This window comes from Saccharothrix sp. NRRL B-16314, assembly GCF_000716595.1.
Classification (GTDB): Bacteria; Actinomycetota; Actinomycetes; order Mycobacteriales; family Pseudonocardiaceae; genus Actinosynnema.
Map to the genome: position 1 here is coordinate 258,328 of NZ_JNXC01000002.1, position 24,308 is coordinate 282,635.

Consider the following 24,308-nt stretch of genomic DNA (forward strand, 5'->3'; position numbering starts at 1 on the left):
GCCCTGAAAGGTCACCACAAACGACGACCTCGCGGCCCGGTTACGGGCCGCGAGGTCACTTTCCGAGATCATTCGGACACTGATCCGATCCGTGTCCGAGCCGGTTGATCACATCGGTTGATCAACCCTGTCGATCAGGCCGCGCCGAGCGCGCGTGCCGCGGCGACGACGTCGACCAAACCCGTTCCCTTGTCGTGGCTGGACGTGTGCGGGCCGACAGTCCGGTAGCCGGCGCCGTACTTGTGCGCGGTCGACTTCAGCGCCGCCTCGATCTGCGCGGGCGTGGCCGACGGGTTCGCCTGGAACAGCTGCGCCACGATGCCGGTGATGTGCGGCGCCGCCATCGACGTGCCGCTGATCGTGTTGAACGTGCCGACGTCGAGCGGGCCGGGCCCGTTCTGCGGCTGGAGCCCGGTCGCGCAGATCGCCAGGTACAGCCGGCACGCCGACGTGATGTCCTCGCCGGGCGCGGAGATGTCCGGCCACGTCGAGGAGTCCGTCGCCAGGCCGCGGGACGAGTACTCCGACACCGCGCCGTCCCGGGTGCCGGTGCCGAGGTCGTGGTAGGACGCCACCGACAGCACGCCGGGCGTCGGGTCCTGACCGGGCGGGTTGGACAGGTTCGCGCTGCCGTCGCCGCCGTCGTTGCCGTTCGCCCACACCGTCACGACGCCCTCGGCCGCCAAGGCCCGCTGGAGCTTCACCGTGGTCGAGTTCGGGTCGAACGCACCGCCGCCGGACGGGCCGTAGGAGTTGTTGACCGCCTTGATCGGCGGGCACACCGACGCCGGGACGCCCGCGCCGCACGGTGCGCGGTGGTTCTCCAGCACCCAGTTCAGCGCCGCGTCCGCGCCGATGATGAACAGCACCGCGCCGGTCGAGATCACCACGGCCTTCGCGCCGGGCGCGGCGCCGCGCACCACCGTGCCGTCGGTCAGGGTCGTGTCGCTGCCGACCGCGATGCCGGTGACGTGCGTGCCGTGGCCACCGACGGCGAGCAGGTCGGTGTCGACCGTGTTCGGCATGTCCAGGATGCAGCCGGTGCCGGTGCTCGCCTCGTCCAGGCAGACGCTCTTGAGATTGCGGACGATCTTGGTCTGGCCGTTCGGCTGCCGGAACGCGGGGTGCGTCGGGTCGACCCCGGAGTCGATCACCGCGACGGTGACGCCGGTGCCGTCGAGGGCTTGTCCGTTCGCGCCGGTCAGGGTCCGGCGCGCTTCGAGCCCGCGGGTGGCGGTGTGCGAAGTGGACCCGGTGAACTCGATCGGCCGGTTCGCCTCCACGTACGTCACGCCCGCGGCGGCACGGGCGGCGGTGATCTGCGCGGCGGTGCCGCGGGCGGCGACCACGCCGATGCGGTCGAAGCCGGTGATGCGACTGAGCCCGGCCGCGCGCACGGCGCTCTCGGCGGCGGCGAGGTCGGTGCCGTGGACGAAGACGGTGCCGGCGGAACCACCGGACAGCTGACTGGCGAGCAGGGACGAGACGGGGGCGAGCAGACCGGCCGAGGCGGACGGGGCGACCGCGACGGACAGTGCCAGCGTGCCCGCCGCGAGCAGGGCGGCGTTGCGCTTCACTGTCGGACCTCCAATGCAGGGGTTGAGCAACCCATTAACGAGCCGCACCCGTTCAGGTGATGGGTGTCACGCAACGTCATCTCCCGCGATGCGACCGGGAGTTCGACCGCCGACGGCGCTACCGTGTCCGACCGTGTGGAACGCGGTGGTCTTGTGCGGCTGATCCGACTCGGGAGCGAGCCGTCCGAAGTGGGCGCTGACGTGCGCGCCGCATTGAGCACGTGGGGCGTCGGCGACGCCGTGCTGGGTGGTGTCGCGCTGCTCGGCGTGCGCCCGCCGGACTGCCCACGCGACCTGGTGGCGGTCATCGTCCTGCCGCGCGGCGTGCTGGTCGTGGTCGGCGTCGACCTGCCCGACCCGGCCATGCGGCTGGAGGCGCCGCTGAACGGGCAGTGGAAGATCGACGGCTGGCCGCTGACCCGGCCCGACGGCGCGATGAGCCCGGCCGCCGAGGCGCTGGAGGCCAGCACCGCCGTCGCCCGCCGCATCCAGGACATGCGCGGCGAGCCGCTGCCGGTGACGACCGTCGTGGCCGTCGGCCCGTACGTCGGCCAGGTCGTGCAGCCGACCGTGGACCTCAACCGCGGCGTGCGCGTCCTGCACCCCAAGCCGACGACGCTGCTCACCGCCGCGCGCGAGCTGGCCACCAGCGACCGGCCCTGCTCGGCCGACCACGCCGCCAAGCTGGTCGCCGTGCTGGCGCCGACCGGTGCGCCGCCCGACCGGCGGGACCTGATCGCCGAGGGCTTCTCCGACGCGACGGCGGACCTCGCGTCGGCCAGCACCATGCTGCTGCCGAAGATCGCGGTGGCGCCGCCGACCGGCCGCAAGGTACTGCCCTACGTCGGCGGTGTCGTCGTCGGCGTGCTGCTGATCATCGCGTTGATCGCCTCGCTGTCGTCGGGCAACACCGCGGACAGCGCGGCCACCACCACGCAGCCACCGCCCCAGCCGACGACGGTCGTCGTGGACGGCCGGAACTTCCTGCCCCGCGGCGCGGACCGCACCGAGGACTGCGCCGCGCACGCGTTCGGGGACGTGCGGGCGTGGCTCTCCGGGCACATGTGCATGCAGCTCAGGCGTGCCCAGTACGAGACCGCGGTGGACGGCCGCAAGGTCGGCATCACGATCGCCGAGCTCAGCCTGCCGGACGCGACGCGGGCCGGTGAGCTGCACGCGGTCGCGTCGACGGCGGGCTCCGGCGGCGTCGACTCGCTGGTGCACGAGGGCAAGGGGTGGTCCGGCGGTCCGGCGTCGTTCGACCGGTCGGTGATCCGGGTGTCGGTGAAGGGCGCGCAGCTGCGGATCACGCAGGTGGTGTGGGTGGAAGGCGAGCCCGACCCGTCCGCGCCGAAGCTGGTGGAGGTCGCCGAGCAGGCGTTGCGGCTGCCTGCCGTCCAGGGGTGAGCCGCGGGTCGTCGGCGGCGGTGGTCAGCGGCCGGTGCGGACCATGCCGACGCCGATCAGCCCGAACGCGACGTGCAGCACGATCACCAGGCCGGCCACCGCGCACAGCGTTTCGGTGCCCGGTTTGCCGGTGATCAGGCCGAACGAGAACGACCACCCGCCGACCGCGATCGCGAATCCGGTGAAGATCACCGGCTTGGGCACGTGGGCCAAGCAGAGCAACGCGTGGGAACGCGCGCGCAACAACGTGTAGAGCACGACCGGGAGAACCAGGAACCCCGGCAGGTACACCGCGGTCGGCGGCCACGAAGGCCCGCTCGGCAGGAACGTGGTCGCGATGACGAACGCGCACCAGAGGACCGCGCCCATCGCGACAGCCACAGTTCCCCTGGTCACGACGGCAGTGTAATGAGTTGAAACCGCACTTTTGGGTTCAGACGCTTTATGGCCGCAGGGGCGGTACGGCAGTCGGACTACCGCAGGCACGCTATATCGCTCAATCGTGTGCGCGGCGTCCGCGTGTCGGTATCGGCGTCCGGGCAAATGCCACCACTACAGGCCGTACGCCTCCAGCAGCCGCAACCAGACCTCGCTGATCGTCGGGTACGCCGGCACCGCGTGCCACAACCGGTCGACGGTGACCTCGCCGACGATCGCGACGGTCGCCGCGTGGATCATCTCGGCGACGTCGGGGCCCGCGAACGTGACGCCTACCAGCGTGCGCCGGCGCTCGTCCACGATCATCCGGGCCTTGCCCCGGTACCCGTCCGCGTGCAGGGACGACCCGGCCAGCGCGATGTCCAGGTCGATCACCCGGATCGTCAGCCCGGCCTCCCGCGCCTGCGCCTCGGACCGGCCGACCGACGCCACTTCCGGGTCCGTGAACACGACCTGCGGAACGGCGGTGTGGTCGGCCGTGGCGACGGCGGCGGTCCACGGCGCGGGGTCGGTGGCGCCGGTGACGATCGCCGTGCCGACCGCCCGCGCGGCGTACTTGCCCTGGTGGGTGAGCAGCGCGCGGCCGGTGACGTCGCCCGCGGCGTAGAGCCAGTCCACTCCGGACACGCGGCCGGTGTCGTCGACCTCCAGGGCCTTGCCCGCCGTGAAGCCGAACGGCTCGACACCGAGGTCGAAGGTGGCGGGTTGGCGGCCGGTGGCGACGAGCAGGTGCGCGCCGGACGCCGAAGAGCCGTCCGACAGGCGCAGCGACACGCCTTCGTCCGAAGTGGACACACCGGTCGCGCGCACACCGGTGACGACCCGGACGCCGTCCTCACGCAGGCCTTCGGCCACCAGGTCGCCCGCGAACGCCTCGAACTTGGGCAGCGGCCGTTCACCGGAGACCACGAGCGTGACGTCCGAACCGAGCCGGGCCCACGCCTGCGCCATCTCGACGCCGACCACACCGCCGCCGAGCACCACCAACGACGTGGGCACCTCCTGCGCCGAAGTCGCCTCGCGCGACGTCCAGTAGGGCACGTCCGGCAGACCGGGCAGCGACGGGATGCGCGGCACGCTGCCGGTGCACACGACCACCGCCTTCGCGGCGGTCAGCACCCGGCCGTCGACGTCGACCCGCCGCTCCCCCGCCAGCCGGCCACGACCGCGGACCACGGTCAGCCCGGCGCCCTCGGCCCACCCGACCTGGCCCGAGTCGTCCCAGTCGGAGGTGAAGCTGTTGCGCCGCTTCAACACCGCCGCCGGGTCCAGCCGGTCGCCGACCGGAACACCCGGCACCCGGCGGGCGGCGGCGAGCGCGTGGCCGGGGCGCAGCAACGCCTTGCTCGGCATGCAGGCCCAGTACGAGCACTCACCGCCGACTCGTTCGGCTTCCACCAGCGCGGTGCGGAGCCCGCCGGCGGCGGTCCGGGCGGCGGCGTTCTCGCCCACCGGCCCACCGCCGATCACGATCACGTCGAAGTCGTCGCTCACCGGTCCACCACACACCACCCGGACCGAGGCGGCAACATCAGGCCCGCCTAGACGGGGTCGAAGATCCCCGCCAGCATCTTCATGATCACGTGGTCGGCGGTGCGGAGCACCACCGCGCGCTCGTCCGGCTCCACCCGTTCGGCCAGCTTGAACATCGCGTCGGCGGTCTGGGCGGCCATCCGGAACGTCAACGAGATCGGCGCGTCGCCGCGCACGGCGAAGCGGCCGACGAACAGGTCGCGCAGCCGTTCGGCCATCAGTTCGTACTGGTCGACCGACGCGTCGAGCCGGTGGCCGTCCAGCATGTCGCTGAACCGGACCCGGCCGAAGCCCGGTGTCTCGACCAGCATCCGCAGGTAGACGCCGACGACCTGCTGCACCGCGTCCCGCCAGCCCGTGGCGAGCCGCCCCTCCGTGAACAGCGATTCGACCCGGGACAGGTAGTCCTCCATGCCGCGCAACGCCAACGCGTGCACTACAGAACGCTTGTCCGGGAAGTATTGGTAGAACGATCCAATTGGCACGCCTGCCAGCTCGACGATCCGGGCTGTGGTGATGTCGTCGTAGTCGTAGTCGTTGAGCAGCGTCGCGCAGGCATCGACAATCGCGGACACCGTCGCGGCGCCGCGCTGCTGAACGGGCTGACGACGCATCACCTTGGCTAAGCGGTTTTCGGCGGGATTTTCTGGCACGGGCTCATCTTGATGGATACGGACCGGTAAGCCCAAACAGGCGATTCCGGAATGTGATGTGAGGTTCCCTCGACTTCATCGGTCACATTGTTAGGAGGCAAAACTATTTACCGTCGCCGGGGTCGCCTGAATCGGACGCGGATCACCGCGGTCCGCGCTGCGCGGGCACCGGTTTCAGCACTTCACCGGCCGTGTCGGCCTGGTGGGTCCGTTCGGCGGAAGGGACGCGGACGATCGGCGTCCCGGCCCGACGGCGCGGTGGCCGAGTCACGTAGGGGCCGACCAGTCGGGCGAGCGCCAGGCCCGGCGCGACCAAGGGAACCACCGCGGACAACGCCGCCGCGGTCGCACCGGCCCGTGCCACGTCCCGTGGAATCACCGCGATCCGGTCGGCCACGAACGCCCGCCGTCCGGTGATCGACACCAGTCCCATCACCACGAGGTACGCCACCAACGTGACCAGCGCCCAGCGGACCGCGACGTAGCCGACGTCCTCGGCCGCCGCCATCACGGCGAGCCAGCCGAACAACGCCGACGCCTGCCGCCGCGCGCTCGTCATCGCCCACAGGAGCCCGGCCGCCACGGCGAGGAACCCGGTGCGGCCGTCGAACCAGCCGCGCGTCGCGTCCAGCCACCCGGTGGGCAGGCCCGCCCACCGCACCGGCAGCACTTCCAGCGGGCTCGGCCCGCCGGACGCCTGGCCCACCACCCACACCAGCGACCACACGGACACGACCACCGCGAACGCGAGCTCCCACGGGGACCGGTCGACCACGACGCGGCACAGCCGGACCAGCTCTTGGCGCTTCTCCCTCACCCCTTCCAGGGTGCCGGGCGATCAGCCGACGTCGACCGGTTTCACCCGCGTGCCCGCGGACAGCCGCTCATCGGGTGGTTCCGCCCTCACGGGGCGTGCAGGCGACCCGACCCGACTGGGCCGATCACCCACAGCAGTCGACCACGTGCGTTCCGCGACCAACCGTCGGTTCATCCCCCGCGGCCGGCGCACGGCGCTCGGCCGCGGCTTTCGCGCACCAGGGTGAAGAACGTGTAGTAGATTAGACGTTCTGCGCATGACGGGTGCAGGACTGTCGGCCCGCAGGAAACTGTCAGCCGCATTGGGACACAGGCTGATAAACCACGCTATCCAGAAATGAGGCACGTTGTCAAGCCCCTCCGATGACCTCCGGCTCGCGGAAACCGAGTCGGAGCAGGAATACGTGTCGATGCTGTACGGCAGGCTGGACGACCTCCGGGAACAGAGCTCGAAGCGCCTGGCCGGGGCGTTGCGGCAAACCGGCGGAACGCACCAGATGCGGTCCGAGCGGGACACCTCGGTGGCCATGTACTCCGACCAGTTGGCGCAGTACAGCGCGGTGGAGAACGGGTTGTGCTTCGGCCGGCTCGACTTCCACACCGACGACCGGTTCTACATCGGCCGGATCGGCTTGTTCGACGAGGACAAGGAGTACGAGCCGCTGCTGATGGACTGGCGCGCGCCCGCCGCACGCCCGTTCTACCTGGCCACCGCCGCCGCGCCGGACGGCGTGCGCCGGCGCAGGCACCTGCGGACCAAGCAGCGCAAGGTCGTCGGTTTCGACGACGAACTGCTGGACATCAACTCGGTCGACCTCGACCGCCCGTCCGAGGGGCTGACCGGCGAGGCCACCCTGCTGGCCGCGGTGAACGCCAGCCGCACCGGTCAGATGGGCGACATCGTCGCGACCATCCAGGCCGAGCAGGACAAGATCATCCGCACCGAGCTGAACGGCGTGGTCGTCGTGCAGGGCGGTCCGGGCACGGGCAAGACGGCCGTGGCGCTGCACCGCGCCGCGTACCTGCTCTACACGCACCGGCGGCAGCTGGCGAAGCGCGGCGTGCTGGTGGTCGGTCCGAACGCGACGTTCCTGCGGTACATCGGGCAGGTGCTGCCGTCGCTGGGTGAGACGGGCGTGCTGCTGTCGACCGTGGGCGAGCTGTTCCCGGGCATGACGGCGGTCGGCCGCGAGCCGGCCGAGGTGGCCGCGCTGAAGGGCCGCATCGGCATGGCCGACGTGGTGGCGCACGCGATCCGGGACCGGCAGGAGGCGCCGAGCCTGGTCGAGGTCCCGTTCGAGCAGGACGTGCTGCGACTGGATCGGAGGGCCATCACCGACGCGCGGGGGCGTGCGCGGCGCACCAGGCGTCCGCACAACGAGGCGCGGCGGGTGTTCCAGCGCGAGATCATCTCGACGCTGGCGTCCCAGGCCGTGTCCCGGCTCGGTCGGCACCTGCTGGACCAGGCGGACGTCGACGACATCCGGCGCGAGCTGCGCGAGGACCCGGGCGTCCAGGCCGCGATCGCGAAGCTGTGGCCGAACCTCACGCCGCAGCAGCTCCTCGAAGACCTCTACGCGTCGCCGAAGCTGATCGCCAAGGCCACGCCGAAGTTCTCCCCCGACGAACGCGCGCTGCTGGCCCGTCCGCGCGGCTCCGAGTGGACGCCCGCCGACGTGCCGCTGCTGGACGAGGCGGCGGAACTGCTCGGCGAGGACGACATGGAGGCGAAGGCGCGGGCCGAGCGGCAGCGGCGGCAGGCGATCGACTACGCGCAGGGCGTGCTGGACATCCTCGACCTCGAAGACGACGCCGACCCGGACATCCTGATGGCGACCGACCTGGTCGACGCCTACAAGCTGGCCGAGCGGCACGGCGCGGAGCGCTACGAGACGGCGGCCGAGCGGGCGGCGGCGGACCGGACGTGGACGTTCGGGCACATCATCGTGGACGAGGCGCAGGAGCTGTCCCCGATGGCGTGGCGGACGCTGATGCGGCGGTGCCCGTCCAAGTCGATGACCGTCGTCGGCGACATCGCGCAGACCGGTGACATCGCGGGGGCGTCGTCCTGGGGCGAAGTGCTGTCCCCGTACGTGATGGACCGCTGGAAGCTCACCGAGCTGACGGTGAACTACCGGACGCCGTCGGAGATCATGGCCGTGGCGGCCGACGTGCTGGCCTCGGTGGACGCGGACCTGGTGCCGCCGACGTCGGTGCGCGACAGCGGGTTCGAGCCGTGGAGCCTGCGGGTGCCGTCGCTGTCCGAGGCGCTGCCCACCCTGGTGGACAAGGAGGTCGCCGCGGTCGGGGACGGCAAGCTGGCGGTGATCGTGCCGTCGGCTTCGGTGGCGTCGCTGCGCGCCGCCGTGCCGGGCGCTTCGGACGACCTCGACACCCAGGTCGTCGTGCTGGGGGTGACCGACGCGAAGGGCCTCGAGTTCGACTCGGTGCTGGTGGTCGACCCGGCGGGCATCCTGGCCGAGTCACCGCGCGGTGCGAGCGACCTGTACGTGGCGCTGACCCGTGCCACGCAACGGCTCGGCGTCGTCCACACCGGCGACCTGCCGGACGTGCTGGGGAGGTTGGCGACAGCCGGGTGAGGCCGTCGTCAGCGGGTGAGGGCGTAGCCGAGAGCGGCGGCGGCTACGCCCGCCGCGATGCTGGTCGCGGCGTTCGCAAACGCTTGCCAGTGCTCGCCGTCCTCGGCCAGCCGGACGGTTTCGAAGCTGAACGTGCTGTAGGTCGTGAGAGCGCCGCACAGGCCGGTGCCGAGGAACGCCACCAGCTGCGGTGACGTGCCGGCCACGCAGCCGAGCGCGAACGAGCCGACGACGTTCACCGTCAGCGTGCCGAACGGGAACCGGGTCATGTGCCAGGACTGGATGACGCGGTCGGTCAGGTAGCGCAGCGGTGCGCCGATGGCCGCGCCCACGAACACCAGGAGTGCCGTCACCCGAACACCTTCCTGGTCGTCGCCATGGCGGCGAAGGTGGCGCCCAGCGCCAGGAACAAGGTCCCGAACAGGTAGAGGAAGGCCGACGCGCCCAGGTGCACGGCGTCCAGCGCGTATGCCGAGAAGGTGGTGAACCCGCCCAGCACGCCGACACCCAGGAACGGCCGGGCCAGCGGGTGCAGCCGGGGCACCAGCACCATCAGGACGCCGATCAGCGCGCTCCCCAGCACGTTGATCAGGACGAAGCCCCACGGGCCGGGGATGACCGAGGACAGGCCGTACCGGGCGAGGCCACCGAGCCCTCCGCCGAGCGCGATGGCCGCCAGGACCGCCGGGCCGAGTTCACGGCGTTGCGCCGGGACGTCGAGCGAGACGTCCGGGTCGACCGGCTCCGCGTGGTCCGGGCGTGACCGGTCCGCGCTTGAGCAGCCGGAGGGCTCCGGGCTCGAAGGCTCCGGGCTTGAAGGCTCCGGGCTTGAAGGCTCCGGGCTTGAAGGCTCCGGGCTTGAAGGCTCCGGGCTTGAAGGCTCCGGGCTTGAAGGCTCTGGACTCGAAGAGTCAGTGTGCACGCAGGTGGTCCACCAGGTGGTCGAGAGCGGCCAGGGCGCGGACCACGTCGGCCCGTTCACCCGGGTCGAGCTTGTCCAGCGCCGACCCGATGCGCTTCTCGTGCGCGGACTGCCAGACGGCCAGCTGCTCGTGGCCCTGCGGCGTCACCGAGAGCCGGGCCACGCGCCGGTCGCTCGGGTCGCCGCCCCGCTCGACCAGGCCGCCCTCGATCAGCTGGCCGACGAGGCCGCTGACCGTGTTGGGCGCCAGCCGCAGTTCCGCCGCGAGGTCGCCCACGCGCATCGGCGGTCGCTCGGCGAGCGTCTGGAGCAACTCCACCTGGGCCATCGGAAGAGCGTCCCACGGCCAATCGGAACGGATGCTCGTGCGCAACGCCCGGCGGAGCCTCGTGACCACGTCGGTGAGCGAGCGTGCCTCGTCTGACATGCGCGAATGGTACTGGGTGGTATTACCTCGGACACCGAGATAGTCTGCCAGCGATGAATTGGTCGTGGCGCCGGCTCGTCGTGGAATCCCCCCGTCCGCGACGCGTCGCCACCTGGGCAGGGGCGCCCTGGCTCGCGGTCGCGACGGTCTGCCTCGGCGCGTTCCTCGGGCAGTTCGACGCGAGCGTGGTCACACTCGCCCTGCCCGCATTGCGGGACGAGTTCGGCGCGTCACCCGAGTGGGTCTCCCTCGCCTACCTCCTCACGCTGGCCGCCCTCGTCGCGCCCATCGGGAAGTGGTCGGACCGACGCGGGCGCAAGCTCGTCTACCTCTACGGGTTCGTCGTGTTCACCGGCGCGTCGGCGGCCTGCGCGCTGGCGCCCAACCTGGAGACGCTGATCGCGTTCCGCGTCGTGCAGGCGCTGGGCGCGGCGATGCTGCAGGCCAACAGCGTGGCGCTGGTGGTGGCCGCCGTGCCGCGCGAACGGATGCGGACCGCGTTGGGCGTGCAGGCCACCGCGCAGGCGTTGGGGCTGGCCCTGGGTCCGACCGTCGGCGGTCTGCTGGTCGAGGCGTTCGGCTGGCAGTGGGTGTTCGCGGTCAACGTCCCGGTCGGCGTCGCCGCGCTGGTCGCGGGCCACTTCCTGCTCCCCCGCACGCACGAGCGCGGCACCGGGCCGGTGGACGGGATCGCCGTCGTCCTGCTCGCCACGGCCACCACCGCGTTGCTGCTGGTGCTGTCCGGCGCGAGCCCTTTCCTCCTGCTGCTCGCGCTGCCGGCGGGCGTCGGCTACGTGTGGCGCGAACCGCTGGTCCGGCGCGTGAAGGGCGGGCTGTTCGGCGCGTTCTGCGGGTACCTGGTGCTGTTCGGGCCGCTGGTCCTGGTGCCGTTCACGTCCAGCGGCAGCCCGCTCGACATCGGCGTGCTGCTCACCGCGCTCCCGGTCGGGTTCGCGCTCGGCGCGGCGCTGCCGTTGAAGCTGCCCCGTGCGGGCGCGGCACTGTCCACAGTGGCCTGTGCGGCGCTGGCCTGGCAGGTTCACCCGATCGCACTAGCCGCGTTGGGGGTCGGGCTCGGGCTGTTCACACCGGCCAACAACGCGACCATCCTCGGCACCCTCCCGCGGGGTGACGCCGGATCGGGTGGTGGCCTGGTGAACCTCGCCCGTGCGCTGGGCACCGCGTTCGGCGTGGCACTGCCGTTGTTCGTGCACGCGCACTGGGGACCGAGAGTGGCGTTCGGAACACTCGCCGTGATCGCACTCCTCACCGTGTGTACGCCGATCAGGGGCAAGCGGCCCAACCCCCTGCCCCCGCGAGGATCCGCATCAGTAACCTCGCCCCACTGGGGCCAACCCCCGGGCTTGCACACACACGGGTGAGGAGTGCGGTGGCGGAACAGGTGAGCTGGGTCCCGGACAACGTCGACACCAGGCTGCCCAGCGCCGCACGGCTCTACGACTACCTGCTCGGCGGCGGCCACAACTTCGCCGCCGACCGCGCACTGGCGGAGAAGTTCCTCCTCGCCCAGCCCAACGCCCGCACCATCGCCCGGCTCAACCGCGCGTTCCTGCGCCGGGCCGTGCTGCACCTGGCCGACGCGGGCGTGCGACAGTTCCTCGACCTGGGTTCCGGCATCCCGACCGTCGGCAACGTGCACGAGATCGCGCAGAAGGCGGCGCCCGAGTCACGCGTGGTGTACGTCGACTACGAGGACGTCGCCGTCGCGCACAGCCGGATGATCCTGGAGCACGACGACAGGTCGGCCGTCCTCCAGGAGGACATGACCGACCCGGACGCGGTGCTCGCCGGCGTCAGCCGGACCGGGCTGATCGACTTCAGCGAACCGGTCGGCGTGCTCACCGTCGGTGTCTTCCACTTCGTGCCGCCGGAACGCGATCCGGCGGGCGTTGTGGCCGCGTACCGGGACGCCGTCGTGCCGGGCAGCTACCTGGCGCTGTCCCAGTTCACCGCGGACCTCCAGCCGGACGAGATGGCCGGGATCGTCGCGGTGATGAGGAACAGCGCGAACCCGATGTACCCGCGCGGCCACGCCGAGATCACCGCCTTGTTCGAGGGCTTCGACCTTGTCGAACCCGGTGTCGTCCCGCTGCCGCTGTGGCACCCGGAGGACGGCTCGGTCGACGAGGACGCGGACCGGGCCGGGATCTTCGCCGGGGTCGGCCGGAAGAAGTGACCACCACCAGGGATTGAGCCACCGAGAAGTGAGCCGGAAGTGCCGGAAGAAGTGAGCCGGAAGAAGTGAGCCGCAGGACGTGAACGGGCAGTCGCCACCGGTCCGCACCCGGCGGCAGGAGATCGCGCGCACCTGGATGCGGGCCGTCTACCCGACCGCCTACGTGCCGATGTCGCCGACCGAGATCGAGCTGTACCTGCTCGACCTCGTCGACGTCATCGCCGACGCGATCCAGGCCGAGCCGTTCAGCGTCGACCCGGTCGAGGTGGTCGGCGACCGGCTGGTCGAGGCGCACTTCACGGGGCCGGAGACGCTGCGCCGCACCGTGGACGTGCTCGGGCGCGCACTGCTGTTCATCCCCGAACTCCAGGACGTGCCGCAGTTGGCGGAGAAGGTCGTCGCCATCCTGGGCAGCGTCAGCACCAGCTTCGCCACCTCGATGCGGCTGGACGCGTTCGACCAGCAGGAAGCCGTCAAGCGGGCGCTGCTGGAGGCCAACCGGCGGACCGAGCGGGTGCTCAAGGCGAGCGAGGCGCAGTTCAGCGAGGTGTTCGACACGTCCGCGTTCGGCATCGCGATCACGAACCTGCGCGGCGAGTGCGTGCGGGCGAACGGGGCGTTGGCCGAGATGACCGGGCTGGACCATGCCGCACTGGCCGGTCTGCGGCTGATCGAGCTGTTCGACCCGGCCGACGTGGAGGCCATGGTGGCCACGTACCGGGCGGTGGGCGAGGGCCGGGTGGAGCGCGTCCGCGAGCAGCGGCGGTTGTTGCGTGACGACGGTGAGCCGGTGTGGGTGCACCTGGCGGTGTCGTTGCTGCGCGACGAGGACGGCGCGCCCGCGTACCACGTGACCATGGTCGAGGACATCAGCGAACTGCACCTGCTGCAGAAGAACCTCGACTTCCAGCTGCTGCACGACTCGCTCACCGGCCTGTCCAACCGGCAGCGGTTCATCACCCGGCTGGAGTCGCTGCACAGCGCGTCACGGCACGGGATCACGCTCTACTGCCTGGACCTGGACGCGTTCTCGGTGGTGAACAACGGTCTCGGCCACGCGGTCGGCGACCGGCTGCTCACCGAGGTCGGCCGTCGACTCGAAGCCCTGGTGGCGGACGAACAGGCGTTGGTCGCACGGATCGGGGGCGACGAGTTCGCCATCCTGATCGACAACTCGCCGGACACGCCGACCGTGCCGGAGATGGTGGAGCGGATCTCGGCGGCGGTCGAGCAGCCGATGGTCGGCGGTGTGGCGCTGTCGGCGAGCATCGGCGTGGTGGACCGACCGCCGTCCGGGTCCGACGCGGCCGACGTGCTGCGCGCGGCCGGCGCGACCCTCCAGCGTGCCAAGGCGAAGGGCAAGCGGCAGTGGCTGCCCTACGACCGGCACGTCGACCAGGCGTTCCGCGAGCGGCAGTCGCGGGCCGCCCGGATGCCCGGCGCGGTGGCCGGCGGCGAGGTGGAGGTCGAGTACCAGCCGGTGCTGGACCTGGCCGGTCGGCAGCAGCTCGGGCACATCGCCCGGCTGCGCTGGGACGAGTTGGGGCACGACGACTGCCTGGACCTGGCCGAGGCGACCGGCGTGTCCCTGGCGCTCGGCCAGTGGGCGCTCCACGAGGCGGCGGGTGACGCGGCCTCGTCGGACTCGCTCGGGCTGCTGTACTTCGAGCTGTCGCCGATGCAGTCGCGTGACGAGGACCTGGTCCGCACGGTGAAGCGCACGCTCGACGACACCGGGCTGCCCGCGTCCCGGTTGCGGATCTTCCTGGACACCAGGGCGATGCTCGACGGGGACGGAGAGGACAACGCGCAGGTGTTGCGGGACAACGGGATCGAAGTCGGGCTGACCCGGTTCAACGGTGGGCAGGCGGAGCTGTCGCTGCTCGGGGAGCTGCCGGTGGACTCGCTCGTGCTCGACCCGTCGGTGGTGCGCCGGCTCGCCGAGCAGCCCGAGGCGTTCCTGCACGACGCGATGTCCCGGATGGTGAGTTTGATCCGGTCGTCCGGGGTGTCCGTGGTGGTGCCGGACCTGTCGACCGCGGACCGCGAGGCGTGGTGGGCGCAGGTCGAGGTGGACGCCGCGTTCGGCGACCACCTAGCCCCACCCCGCCCCGCCTACGACCTCCTCTAACCCGTGAGTCCTACGTTCAGAACCCGTGAGTCGTACCTTCAGAACCCCCGTGTCCTACGTTCAGAACCACCGTGTCCTACGTTCAGGACCCCTGAATTCAACGCTCGGAACGGCGGGCCGGCGCAACCCTCGGGCGCTCACGTTCTGAGCGTTCAACTCGGGGGTTCCGAACGTAGGACTCACGCGTTCCGAACGTAGGACTCACGCGTTCCTAACGTAGGACTCACGGGGTTAGACCTGTTTTACGGCGGCTAGCAGCTTGGTCAGCGAGTCCTTGGCGTCGCCGAACAGCATGGTGGTCTTCGGGTTGTAGAGCAGGCTGTTGTCCACGCCCGCGAAGCCCGGCCGCATCGAGCGCTTCATGAACACCACGGCCTTCGCCCGGTCCACGTCGAAGATCGGCATGCCGTAGATGGGGCTGCTCGGCTCGTCCCGCGCGCCCGGGTTGACCACGTCGTTCGCCCCGACCACCAGCACCACGTCGACGCTGCCGATCCCCGGGTTGACGTCGTCCAGCTCCTTCAACTGCTCGTACGGCACGTCCGCCTCGGCGAGCAGGACGTTCATGTGGCCCGGCATCCGGCCGGCCACCGGGTGGATGCCGTAGTGCACGGTGATGCCGCGTTGTTCCAGCACGGCCGCCAGCTCCCGCGCGGCGTGCTGGCCCTGCGCCACGGCCAACCCGTAACCGGGGACCACGAGCACGGAATGGGCGTAGCCGAGCAGGATCGCGACGTCCTCGACCGTGCCGGAGCGCACGGTCCGGTGCTCGTCGGTCTGCGCTGCCGCCGCGGTGGGTTTGAACGCGCCGAACAGGATGTTGGTCAGCGGCCGGCCCATCGCCTGGGCCATCAGCCGGGTCAGGATGGTGCCGGACGCGCCGACGAGCGTGCCCGCGACGATCAGCAGGGTGTTGGCCAGCACGTAACCGGACGCGGCCACGGCCAGCCCGGTGAACGCGTTGAGCAGCGAGATCGCGATCGGCACGTCCGCGCCGCCCACCGGCAGCACGAACAGCACGCCCAGCGCGAGACCCGCCAACGCCAGCAGCACCAGCAGCAGGCCGCTCCCGCTGACCACGACGGACAGCGCCAGCAGCACGCTCGCCGCCGCCACGCCGATGCTCACCGCCTGGCCCGCCGGCAGCAGCACCGGCCGGGTGGTCATGATCTCCTGGAGCTTGAGGAACGTGACCACGCTGCCGGAGAAGCTGACCGAGCCGATCAGCACGGTGAGCACGGTGGCGACCTGGAACAGCACCGAGCCGTCCGGGACCTCCAGGAACTCGGTCAACGCCACCAGGGCCGCCGCCGCGCCGCCCACGCCGTTGAACAGCGCCACCATCTGCGGGATGGCGGTCATCTTCACCGACCGCGCCGCCGGGATGCCCACCGCGACACCCGCCGCGACGGCGAGCAGGATCAGCAGTTCGTTGTGGACCGCGCCGTGGACGTACGCCGTGACCACGGCGAGCGCCATGCCCGCCGCGCCGAGCAAGTTGCCCGCACGGGCGTACTTCGGCGTGCTCAGGCCCTTGAGCGCCAGCACGAAGCACAGGGCCGCCGCCAGGTACGCGAGTTGGACCCAGGTCGGGCTCATTTCCCGGTCTCCTTGTGCCCGTTGCCCTGTGCCTCGACCGCCTTGGCCGCCTTGACCGGCTTGTGGCCCTTGAACATCTCCAGCATCCGGTCGGTCACGACGAAGCCGCCCACCACGTTGACCGTGGCCAGGAAGACGGCCGCCAGGCCCAGCGCGATCTCCAGCGCGTGCTCGGCACGGCCGGTGATGAGGATGGCGCCGACCAGGATCACGCCGTGGATCGCGTTCGCGCCGGACATCAGCGGCGTGTGGAGGATGGTGGACACCTTCGACACGACCTCGAAGCCGACGAACACGGCCAGCACGAAGATCGTCAACAGGTCGATCACGGCAGCTCCCTCCTCAGCTCGCCCGCGTGCGTGAGGCAGCAGCCGGACAGCACCTCGTCGGTGAGGTCGGGGGCCACCCCGCCGTCCTTGGTCATCATCAGCAGCAGGTTGGCCACGTTGCGCGCGTACAGCCTGCTGGCGTGCACCGGCATGGTGCTGGGCATGTTCTTCGCGCCGTACACCAGCACCTCGCCGACCCAGACGTCCTCGCCGGGGCTGCTCGCGGTCACGTTGCCGCCGGACTCGGCGGCCAGGTCGACCACCACCGAACCGGGGGCCATGGCCTTGAGCATGTCGGTGGTGACCAGCACCGGCGCCTTGCGGCCGGGGATGGCGGCGGTGGAGATGACCACGTCGGACGCGGCGACCCGTTCCGCGATCAGCTCGCGCTGCCGTTCCAGGAACGTCTCCGACTGGGCCTCCGCGTAGACGCCCTGCTGCGTTTCGAGGTCCAGTTCGAGGAACCGCGCGCCGAGGCTCTTGACCTCGTCCTTGGCCGCCGCGCGGATGTCGTACGCCTCGACCACCGCGCCGAGGCGCCGGGCGGTGGCGATGGCCTGGAGACCGGCGACGCCGGCGCCGAGGACGAGCACCTTGGCCGGCGGGATGGTGCCGGCCGCGGTGGTGAACATGGGGAGGAACTTCGGCAGCCGGTTGGCCGCCTCGATCACCGCGCGGTAGCCCGCGACCAGTGCCTGGGAGGACAGGGCGTCGACGGACTGCGCCCTCGTCACCCGCGGCAGCAGGTCGAGGCTGAACGCGGTGACCTTGTTGGCCTTCAGCACCTCGATCAGCTCCGGCTCGGCGTTCGGCTGGAGGAAGCTGATCGTGATGTCGCCCTCGCGGAGGGCGGCGGCCTGGTCGGGGGTCGGTGGCTGGACGGAGACGATCACATCGGATCGACCGGCCGGGTGGTCGGTGATGATGTTCGCACCGGCTGCGCGGTAGGCGGCATCCGAGGCGTGGGCGTGTGCGCCCGCCCCGGATTGCACGTCCACCGTGAGTCCGGCACCGATCAGCGTGGTCACCGTTTCCGGTAGACCGGCGACGCGGCGCTCGGCGGGCCGAGCCTCGACGGGTATGCCCACTCTCACGGAGAGTCACCCTAGTCCGGCGAAGGTGATCTACGCCACAGGCGGGCGTTAACAGTACCCGTACGTACGTCTTGCTGAGACCTCGCCGTGCTCCACGGACGGCTCAGTGGATCACGGGGCAGACGCCTTCGGTATCGCCGGCGAAGAAGTTCGGCACCAGTTCGCGCTTGTCGTAGTACCGGTGGAAGACGCTCGTGATGCCGCTCGACATCGGCGGCACGATCCACGTCCAGTCCGCCGGGCACGACCGGCCCGCCTCCTCCTCCTTCTTGAGGTGGGTGAGGAAGCGGTCGGACTCGGTGTGGTGGTCGGTGATCGTCACCCCCGCGGCCGAGAACGAGTGGAGCACCGCGCGGTTCAGCTCGACCAGCACCCGGTCCTTCCACAGCGTCCGCACCGACGACGTGTCGAGGCCCATCCGCCGGCCCAGGTAGGGCAGCAGGTCGTACCGGTCGGCGTCGGCGAAGTTCCGGGCGCCGATCTCGGTGCCCATGTACCAGCCGTTGAACGGCGCGGCCGGGTAGTCGATCCCGCCGATCCGCAGCCGCATGTTGCTGATCGCGGGCACGGCGTGCCAGCGCAGGCCCAGTTCGGCGAGCCACGGCAGCTCGGGGTGCGCGATGTGGACTTCCAGCACGGCGTCCGGCGGCAGTTCGACCATGGACGGTTCGGCGTCCTCCCGTTCCACGATCAGCGGGAGCACGTCGAACGGGCCTCTTCGCGCGGGCGGGCGCCACCCCATCCCGACGGCCAGGTCGGTCAGCTCGACGTTGCGCCGGTCGCCCAGCACGCCGCCGTCCGGGCCGACGTAGCCCGCGTAGCGGATCAGCTGCTCGTTGCGGATCCGCGGCGCGGGCCGACCGGGCTCGTCCGGCGCGAACACGGTGATCGCCGGGCGGACCTTGCCGCCGTTGGCGGCGAGCTTGAGGTGCTCCACACACTCGTCCGCGATCTCCTTGGGATCGCGCAGGTCGCGCAGGTCGCGGACCTTGAGGCTGCGCCAGTAGAGCCGGCCGATGCAGCGCGCGCTGTTGCGCCACGCGACCCGCGCGCCGAACGTGAGCTCTTCGGGTGTGTGGCGGTACGTGCCGGTGGCGGCGACCTCGGCGTGCACCTCGGCGAGGCGGTGTTCGACGGGGCCGAGTTCGGGGTTCTCGGCGTGGTGCCGGCGGAGGAAGTCATCGGCCTCGGCGAGGTCGACGGTGTTCTCGCACCTGGGGGTCCCGCGCAGGGGGATGGCTTCAGCCGGACACAAGGGGACGGGGGCCATGGCGGCACACCGTAGTTGCCCTTTCGAGGTTGTTGCACCGCCGCCTCAGGCACAAAGGGGGCAGCGCACCGGCTCGTTGATTGCGCATCGTGAGCGCTTGATCCAGCGAAAGGGTGACGCATCCTGGGAAAACGAGTGATGTTGGATCGTTACCCGCTCGAATCACGCCGGTGACCTGTGATTTACATCACAAGTCATTTTCACCTATCGAGTGACAACTCCGGCGGGACCCAGCCGAAGTACTTCGCCATCCCGCGAACCCCCGCCTTCGCGGGCACCGCCCGCATGGCCGCGTCGCGCAGTGCCACCGCCACCGGGTTGCGCAGCTTGTGCCCCACCCGCCCGAGCGCCCTGGACGCCTTGGCGATCGACTGGGTGCGCGGACGGCGCTGCCGGTCGTACTCGGCGAGCGCGCCCGGCACGTCCGCCCGAGCGCACGCGGCGGCCAGCACCACCGCGTCCTCGATCGCCATGCACGCGCCCTGCCCGAGGTATGGCGTCATCGCGTGGGCGGCGTCGCCGAGCAGCGCCACCCGGCCCCGGACGAAGGTCGGCAGCGGCGTCGCCAACTCGTGGATGTCGTGCCGGAGCACGGTCTCCGGCGGGGTCGCGTCGAACAGCGCCGGGATCGGGTGGTGCCAGTCGCCGACGAGCCGGCGGGCCTCGCCCCACTCGTCGTCCGAACGCCCGCCGGCGGGCGCGACCGTGGCCGCGTACCAGCACACCCGCCCGTCACCCAGCGGCAGCACGCCGAACTCCGTCCCCGGCCCGAGCGTCTGGCTGATCTCGAGGTCCGCAGGGAACTCCGCCCTCGTCACGCTCCGCCACGCCGTCGTGCCCGCGTACACCGGCTGGGGCAGGTCGGGGAACAACGCCTGCCTGATCCGGCTGCGGATGCCGTCCGCCGCCACGACCAGGTCCGCGTCGAGGTCGTCCACCGACCGCACCTCGGCATCGGTGACCAGGCACGACTCGGGCAACGCCGACCGCAGCACCCGGTGCAGGTCCGCGCGGTGCACGGCCACCACGTGCTCCAGCTGGGTCGCGTCCACCCGCGTCAACGACCGCCCCCTCGGGTCGCGGATGCCGCCGGCCACCCGCGGCGTGCCGATCCGCCGCACGTCGTCGGCCAACCCCAGCACCGCCAACGCCCGCATCGCGTTCGGCATGACGCCCACACCGGCGCCGACCTCGCCGAACTCCGGCGCGCGCTCCAGCACGGACACCTCCCACCCGGTCTTGTGCAACGCCACCGCCGCCGTGACCCCGCCGAGGCCACCACCCACCACGACCGCCTTCATCCCACTCCTTCTACAGCTGTAGATGACCGGTACTCTACAGCTGTAGAAGGAGGACGCACTGTGACGGAGCGCATGGCCGCACTGGCCGACGCGGCGATCCACGTGGTGGCCACCAAGGGCATGCGCGGGCTGACCCACCGCGCGGTGGACGCCCAGGCGGGCGTGCCCACCGGCTCCACCTCCGCCTACTTCCGCACCCGCAAGGCCCTGGTGGAAGGCGTGGTCCAGCGGCTGGCCGACCTGGACAACGCCGAGGTGGAAGAGGTCGGCACGACCGCCCCGCTCGACCCGGACCGGCTCGCCGAGGGCATCGCGCACGTGCTCGACCAGTGGATGACCACCGGCCGCGAACGCACCCTGGCCCGGTACGCGTGCCTGCTCGAGGCCACCCACCACCCCGAGCTGCGCGGCATCCTGGCCCACGGCGAACGGCCGCGCGCCCAGGCCAAGGCGATGCTGGCCGCTGCGGGGGCGGAGGACCCGGAGCGGCAGGGCCGTGAGCTGGTGGCGTTCGTCGACGGCCTGCTGTTCGACCGGCTGGTCGGCGCGGGAGCGCTCGGCGCACCCACCCCCGGCACCCCGGAGAGCCGCGCCGAACTGGCCCAGGCGGTGCGCGCGGCGTTGCGCGGCGTGCTCGGACCGCGTCCCTGAAAACCACTCGCGGCCGTCGCTATCGTGGACGCATGTGGGCATTCCAGGTCTTCTACCTCTGAGTTCGGATCAGCCGTCAACCCCCACGCGCACCGCGTGACGGGGTCTTCGAACGATCCCTCTGCTCAGTGGAGATTCCCTTGTCGCACATCGCTTTTCTCAACATCCCCGGCCACGGCCACGTCAACCCGACGCTGCCCGTCGTCACCGAGCTGGTGAACCGGGGCCACCGGGTCAGCTACGCCGTCGACCCGGGGTTCGCGGACATCGTCCGGCAGGCGGGCGCCACCCCGGTCGTCTACCCGACCACGCTGCCCACCGACGACCAGGAGTGGCCGGCCGGCATGGCGGCGGCCATGCACCTGTTCCTGACCGAGGCCAAGGCCGTGCTGCCGGTGCTGGAGGCCGCTTTCGCGGACGACCGGCCGGACCTCGTCGTGTACGACATCGGCGCGTGGACCGCGCGCCTGCTCGCGGACCGCTGGGGCGTGCCGGCGATCCAGTTCTCCCCCACCTTCGTCGCGTACGAGGGCTGGGAGGACGACATGGGCGACCTCATCGACGACGAGGTCCGCGCGTTCTACGCCGAGCTGGACGAGTGGCTGGCGGCCGAGGGCGTGTCGATCCCGGCGCCGACGTACGTGAGCCACCCGGATCGGGCGGTGGTGAGCATCGCGCGGTCGTTCCAGCCGAACAGCGGGTCCGTGCACCCGAAGTACACGTTCGTGGGTCCGTGCCTGGACGACCGCGCGTTCCAGGGCACCTGGGAGCCGGCGGACGACCGGCCGGTGCTGCTCGTGTCGTTCGGCTCGGCCTACACCAACGAACCGGGCATCTACCGCCGGTGCTTCGAGGCGTTCGGCGACCTCGACTGGCAGGTCGTGATCAACATCGGCAAGTTCGTCGACCCGGCCGAGCTGGGCGAGCCGCCGGCGAACGTCGAGCTGCACCGGTGGGTGCCGCAGCTGGCGATCCTGGCCCACGCCAAGGTGTTCATCACGCACAGCGGCATGGGCGGCTCGATGGAGGGCCTGTACCACGGCGTGCCGATGATCGGCGTGCCCGCGATCGGCGAGCAGGTCATGAACGCGATGCGGCTCGTGGACCTCGGCGTCGGCAGGCACGTCCCGCGCGACGAGGTCACCGCGGAAGGGCTGCGCTCCGCCGTGCTGGAACTGGCCGACGACCCGGGTGTGGCCGAACGGCTCGCCGCGATCAAGGCGGAGATCCGGGCGGCCGGTGGCACGCCGGCGGCGGCCGACGTGATCGAGTCCGAGTTGCGGCGGTCGGGGCGTTGATCAGTCAGGCCTGAAGTAGTCGGGCCTGAAGTGAGCGTGACGGGGGCGGTGCTCCGCGCACCGCCCCCGTTCGTCTACGCGGATCTCTCCGAACTGCCCAGGCGCGGGAACGGGTCGGTCGAGAAGACGACCTCCACCGGCACCTCGAAGTACTGCGCGATGCGCAGCGCCAGGTACAGGCTCGGGCTGTACTCGCCCCGCTCCAGGTAGCCCACGGTCTGGTAGTGGATGCCCAACGCCTCGGACAGCTGTCGGCGGGACACACCCCGTTCCGCGCGCAGCATCGCGATCCGGTTGTAGACGCTTTCGCTCATCGCACCCTCTGCATCGCCGCCTGACGGCGCTGCTCCATCTCCGCGCCGGACTCCCGGCGGGCCATCCGACGCAGGATCGTAGGCGCCAGCAGGAAACCGACCACCGCCCACACCCCCAGCACGCCGATCATCTCCATGATCCGCCACGACCCGCCGATCTCCGCCGCCCCGGCCGAGTCCGGCAGCAGCGCAGCCCTGGTGCCGTGGCCGGTCCAGTAGATCGGGAACACCTGGGCCACGCCCTGCAACCAGCCGGGCATCGCGGTGATCGGGTAGAAGATGCCCGAGATCGCCGTGAGGCCCATCATCGGCAGCATCGTGATGCCCATCGCGCTGCCCGGGCTCTTGGTGATCGACCCGGCGACCGCGCCCCACGGCAGGGTCGACAGCATGCCGAGCGCCAGCGCCCCGAGCAGGGCGAGCAGTCCGCCCGCGCCCGCGTCCGCCAGCACGTTCACCAGGAACAGGCCGGGCACCAGGATCACCAGCAGGCTGACCGTGACGTCCAGGGACGTCTGCACGGTCCGGCCGACCAGGTAGCCGACCATGCCGTGCGGCACCGCCTTCGCGCGCAGCAGCGTGCCGTCCTCGCGGTTGAGCGAGAGCTGGCCGGCCGGTCCGACGAGACCGCCCATCACGACGGACAGGCCGAGCATGCTCGGCAGCGTGAGCGCGGCCAGCGTGACGCCGGTGGCTTCGACGTCCGAGTCCCGCTGGAACCACAGCACGGTCAGGAACGCGATGGAGACGACGAGGTTGTACACCTGGTCTTCGCTGCCCAGGGAGTGGCGGAACTCGCGCACCCCTCGGTGGAGGCCCAGCCGGATGCCGTGCGCCGTGGCGTTCACAGGACCGCCACCTCCTCCCTCGACTGCCCGCTCTCGTGCCGCTGCACGAGTGCCATGTAGGTGTCCTCCAACGTGCTGCGCCGCACTTCCAGCTCGGAGATGCCGGTCTCGTGCTGGCGGAACAGGTCGCGCACGAACGCCGTCGCGTCGTCGGCCGTGTGCACGTGCCGCAGGCCGCCGTGCGTCCAGCGGACCTCGGACTTGCCCGCGACCTGGCGGCTGAGCTGGTCCGGGCTGCCGTCGGCGATGATCCGGCCGCCTGCGAGCACCAGGATGCGGTCGGCCAGCTTCTCCGCCTCGGCCAGGTCGTGCGTGGTGAGCAGGATCGTCATGCCCTCCAGGTCGGCCAGCCGGTGCACCAGGTCGTGGAAGTCCCGGCGCGCGTGCGGGTCGAAACCGGCGGTCGGCTCGTCCAGGAACAGCAGCTCCGGCTTGCCGACGATGCCGATCGCCACGTCCAGCCGCCGCCGCTGGCCGCCGGAGAGCTTGCCGATCTTCTTGTGCGCGTGCTCGGTCAGGCCGACCGTCTCGATCAGCTCGTCGGTGTCGAACGGCCGCGACTGCCGGGGCGTGCTGTAGGGCGTGTAGTAGCGGCCGAGGTGGTGCAACAGCTCGCGCACCCTCCAGCGGCCGTGGTCGCGCCACGACTGGAGCACCACCCCGAGCTTGGCCCGCCAGGCCTCGTCACCCGTCGCCGGGTCGACGCCGAGCACCCGGACGTGGCCGTCGGAGGGCAGCCGGAAGCCCTCCAGGATCTCGATCGTGGTGGTCTTGCCCGCGCCGTTCGGCCCCAGCAGGGCCACCACCTCGCCGGGTGCCGCGGTGAAGTCGACCCCGTGCAGCACGTCCGTCGTGCCGTAGCGCATCCGCAGATCGCGCACCTCGATGACCAAGGACCCTCAC

At 71.2% G+C, this 24,308-nt stretch carries 23 protein-coding genes; 7 read left to right on the top strand and 16 right to left on the bottom strand.

The window, feature by feature from the left end:
• Positions 1–134 precede the first annotated feature (134 nt).
• The gene (locus OQ02_RS06155; protein ID WP_231499891.1) at positions 135–1,577 is read right to left on the bottom strand and encodes a S8 family peptidase; all 1,443 of its coding nucleotides are present in this window, start codon (positions 1,575–1,577) and stop codon (positions 135–137) included.
• A 201-nt stretch (positions 1,578–1,778) separates the two neighbouring features.
• Between OQ02_RS06155 and OQ02_RS06160 the strand changes: the two genes are divergently transcribed.
• Entirely contained in the window at positions 1,779–2,984 is a 1,206-nt protein-coding gene (locus OQ02_RS06160) for a hypothetical protein (protein ID WP_231499892.1), read from the top strand.
• A gap of 24 nt (positions 2,985–3,008) precedes the next feature.
• On the opposite strand, the gene OQ02_RS06165 is transcribed toward OQ02_RS06160, so the two are convergent.
• The 4 genes from OQ02_RS06165 to OQ02_RS06180 all read right to left on the bottom strand — a co-directional run bounded on the left by OQ02_RS06165 (position 3,009) and on the right by OQ02_RS06180 (position 6,425).
• Complete coding sequence (locus OQ02_RS06165) at positions 3,009–3,380, bottom strand: hypothetical protein (RefSeq protein ID WP_033437264.1); 372 nt, start codon at positions 3,378–3,380, stop codon at positions 3,009–3,011.
• A gap of 156 nt (positions 3,381–3,536) precedes the next feature.
• Positions 3,537–4,898, bottom strand: coding sequence for a dihydrolipoyl dehydrogenase family protein (locus OQ02_RS06170; protein WP_197043234.1), 1,362 nt, complete (start codon positions 4,896–4,898; stop codon positions 3,537–3,539).
• Positions 4,899–4,963: 65 nt separating this feature from the next.
• On the bottom strand, positions 4,964–5,569 hold the full coding sequence (locus OQ02_RS06175) for a TetR/AcrR family transcriptional regulator (RefSeq protein ID WP_033437446.1): 606 nt from the start codon (positions 5,567–5,569) through the stop codon (positions 4,964–4,966).
• 181 nt (positions 5,570–5,750) lie between these two features.
• Positions 5,751–6,425 carry a hypothetical protein gene (locus OQ02_RS06180; RefSeq protein WP_051771926.1) on the bottom strand — a complete coding sequence of 225 codons (675 nt, stop codon included), beginning with the start codon at positions 6,423–6,425 and terminating at the stop codon, positions 5,751–5,753.
• A gap of 346 nt (positions 6,426–6,771) precedes the next feature.
• Between OQ02_RS06180 and OQ02_RS06185 the strand changes: the two genes are divergently transcribed.
• Positions 6,772–9,024, top strand: a complete 2,253-nt coding sequence (locus OQ02_RS06185; protein WP_033437265.1) for a HelD family protein — start codon at positions 6,772–6,774, stop codon at positions 9,022–9,024.
• A gap of 8 nt (positions 9,025–9,032) precedes the next feature.
• Here OQ02_RS06185 and crcB read toward each other — a convergent pair whose 3' ends face one another.
• The 3 genes from crcB to OQ02_RS06200 are packed head-to-tail and all read right to left on the bottom strand — an operon-like array spanning position 9,033 to position 10,373.
• Positions 9,033–9,377: a fluoride efflux transporter CrcB gene (crcB, locus tag OQ02_RS06190; RefSeq protein WP_033437266.1), complete on the bottom strand. Its 345-nt coding sequence runs from the start codon at positions 9,375–9,377 to the stop codon at positions 9,033–9,035.
• Positions 9,374–9,946 (bottom strand): fluoride efflux transporter FluC, encoded by a 573-nt coding sequence (locus OQ02_RS46910; RefSeq protein WP_081915420.1) that lies wholly within the window; start codon positions 9,944–9,946, stop codon positions 9,374–9,376. The genes crcB and OQ02_RS46910 overlap by 4 nt, the downstream gene beginning before the upstream one ends.
• The gene (locus tag OQ02_RS06200) at positions 9,936–10,373 is read right to left on the bottom strand and encodes a MarR family winged helix-turn-helix transcriptional regulator (RefSeq protein ID WP_033437267.1); all 438 of its coding nucleotides are present in this window, start codon (positions 10,371–10,373) and stop codon (positions 9,936–9,938) included. Before OQ02_RS06200 ends, OQ02_RS46910 begins: the two co-directional genes overlap by 11 nt.
• Positions 10,374–10,426: 53 nt before the next feature.
• Between OQ02_RS06200 and OQ02_RS06205 the strand changes: the two genes are divergently transcribed.
• The 3 genes from OQ02_RS06205 (at position 10,427) to OQ02_RS06215 (ending at position 14,701) form a co-directional block, all read left to right on the top strand.
• Positions 10,427–11,755 (top strand): MFS transporter, encoded by a 1,329-nt coding sequence (locus tag OQ02_RS06205; RefSeq protein ID WP_063747014.1) that lies wholly within the window; start codon positions 10,427–10,429, stop codon positions 11,753–11,755.
• Between the two features lie 8 nt (positions 11,756–11,763).
• Positions 11,764–12,570 carry an SAM-dependent methyltransferase gene (locus tag OQ02_RS06210; RefSeq protein ID WP_033437268.1) on the top strand — a complete coding sequence of 269 codons (807 nt, stop codon included), beginning with the start codon at positions 11,764–11,766 and terminating at the stop codon, positions 12,568–12,570.
• Between the two features lie 79 nt (positions 12,571–12,649).
• Entirely contained in the window at positions 12,650–14,701 is a 2,052-nt protein-coding gene (locus OQ02_RS06215) for a diguanylate cyclase domain-containing protein (protein WP_033437269.1), read from the top strand.
• A gap of 231 nt (positions 14,702–14,932) precedes the next feature.
• Here OQ02_RS06215 and OQ02_RS06220 read toward each other — a convergent pair whose 3' ends face one another.
• The 5 genes from OQ02_RS06220 to OQ02_RS06240 form a co-directional block, all read right to left on the bottom strand.
• Positions 14,933–16,300: an NAD(P)(+) transhydrogenase (Re/Si-specific) subunit beta gene (locus OQ02_RS06220; RefSeq protein WP_033437270.1), complete on the bottom strand. Its 1,368-nt coding sequence runs from the start codon at positions 16,298–16,300 to the stop codon at positions 14,933–14,935.
• Complete coding sequence (locus tag OQ02_RS06225; protein WP_033437271.1) at positions 16,297–16,629, bottom strand: proton-translocating transhydrogenase family protein; 333 nt, start codon at positions 16,627–16,629, stop codon at positions 16,297–16,299. Before OQ02_RS06225 ends, OQ02_RS06220 begins: the two co-directional genes overlap by 4 nt.
• Complete coding sequence (locus OQ02_RS06230; protein WP_033437272.1) at positions 16,626–17,723, bottom strand: Re/Si-specific NAD(P)(+) transhydrogenase subunit alpha; 1,098 nt, start codon at positions 17,721–17,723, stop codon at positions 16,626–16,628. Before OQ02_RS06230 ends, OQ02_RS06225 begins: the two co-directional genes overlap by 4 nt.
• A 103-nt stretch (positions 17,724–17,826) precedes the next feature.
• Positions 17,827–18,993 carry a nitric oxide synthase oxygenase gene (locus OQ02_RS06235; RefSeq protein WP_033437273.1) on the bottom strand — a complete coding sequence of 389 codons (1,167 nt, stop codon included), beginning with the start codon at positions 18,991–18,993 and terminating at the stop codon, positions 17,827–17,829.
• Between the two features lie 200 nt (positions 18,994–19,193).
• Positions 19,194–20,294, bottom strand: a complete 1,101-nt coding sequence (locus OQ02_RS06240) for an FAD-dependent monooxygenase (RefSeq protein WP_033437274.1) — start codon at positions 20,292–20,294, stop codon at positions 19,194–19,196.
• A gap of 60 nt (positions 20,295–20,354) precedes the next feature.
• On the opposite strand from OQ02_RS06240, the gene OQ02_RS06245 reads away from it, so the two are divergent.
• On the top strand, positions 20,355–20,945 hold the full coding sequence (locus OQ02_RS06245; protein ID WP_197043225.1) for a TetR/AcrR family transcriptional regulator: 591 nt from the start codon (positions 20,355–20,357) through the stop codon (positions 20,943–20,945).
• Positions 20,946–21,013: 68 nt separating this feature from the next.
• The gene (locus OQ02_RS06250) at positions 21,014–22,243 is read left to right on the top strand and encodes a macrolide family glycosyltransferase (protein ID WP_442973576.1); all 1,230 of its coding nucleotides are present in this window, start codon (positions 21,014–21,016) and stop codon (positions 22,241–22,243) included.
• Positions 22,244–22,317: 74 nt separating this feature from the next.
• Here OQ02_RS06250 and OQ02_RS06255 read toward each other — a convergent pair whose 3' ends face one another.
• Genes OQ02_RS06255 through OQ02_RS06265 form a run of 3 tightly spaced genes read right to left on the bottom strand, consistent with a single transcriptional unit; the run spans position 22,318 to position 24,271 of the window.
• Positions 22,318–22,557 (bottom strand): helix-turn-helix transcriptional regulator, encoded by a 240-nt coding sequence (locus tag OQ02_RS06255; protein WP_033437276.1) that lies wholly within the window; start codon positions 22,555–22,557, stop codon positions 22,318–22,320.
• A complete protein-coding gene (locus OQ02_RS06260) occupies positions 22,554–23,405 on the bottom strand; it encodes an ABC transporter permease (protein WP_033437277.1) in 852 nt (283 codons plus the stop codon). The genes OQ02_RS06255 and OQ02_RS06260 overlap by 4 nt, the downstream gene beginning before the upstream one ends.
• Entirely contained in the window at positions 23,402–24,271 is an 870-nt protein-coding gene (locus tag OQ02_RS06265) for an ABC transporter ATP-binding protein (protein ID WP_156076914.1), read from the bottom strand. Before OQ02_RS06265 ends, OQ02_RS06260 begins: the two co-directional genes overlap by 4 nt.
• Positions 24,272–24,308 lie beyond the last annotated feature (37 nt).

Bases quoted from the DNA above. Each gene is read 5' to 3' on its own strand.
- OQ02_RS06175 (WP_033437446.1), bottom strand. From the start codon at position 5,569: ATGCGTCGTCAGCCCGTTCAGCAGCGCGGCGCCGCGACGGTGTCCGCG.
- OQ02_RS06200 (WP_033437267.1), bottom strand. From the start codon at position 10,373: ATGTCAGACGAGGCACGCTCGCTCACCGACGTGGTCACGAGGCTCCGC.
- OQ02_RS06205 (WP_063747014.1), top strand. From the start codon at position 10,427: ATGAATTGGTCGTGGCGCCGGCTCGTCGTGGAATCCCCCCGTCCGCGA.
- OQ02_RS06220 (WP_033437270.1), bottom strand. From the start codon at position 16,300: ATGAGCCCGACCTGGGTCCAACTCGCGTACCTGGCGGCGGCCCTGTGC.
- OQ02_RS06235 (WP_033437273.1), bottom strand. From the start codon at position 18,993: ATGGCCCCCGTCCCCTTGTGTCCGGCTGAAGCCATCCCCCTGCGCGGG.
- OQ02_RS06240 (WP_033437274.1), bottom strand. From the start codon at position 20,294: ATGAAGGCGGTCGTGGTGGGTGGTGGCCTCGGCGGGGTCACGGCGGCG.
- OQ02_RS06255 (WP_033437276.1), bottom strand. From the start codon at position 22,557: ATGAGCGAAAGCGTCTACAACCGGATCGCGATGCTGCGCGCGGAACGG.
- OQ02_RS06265 (WP_156076914.1), bottom strand. From the start codon at position 24,271: ATGCGCTACGGCACGACGGACGTGCTGCACGGGGTCGACTTCACCGCG.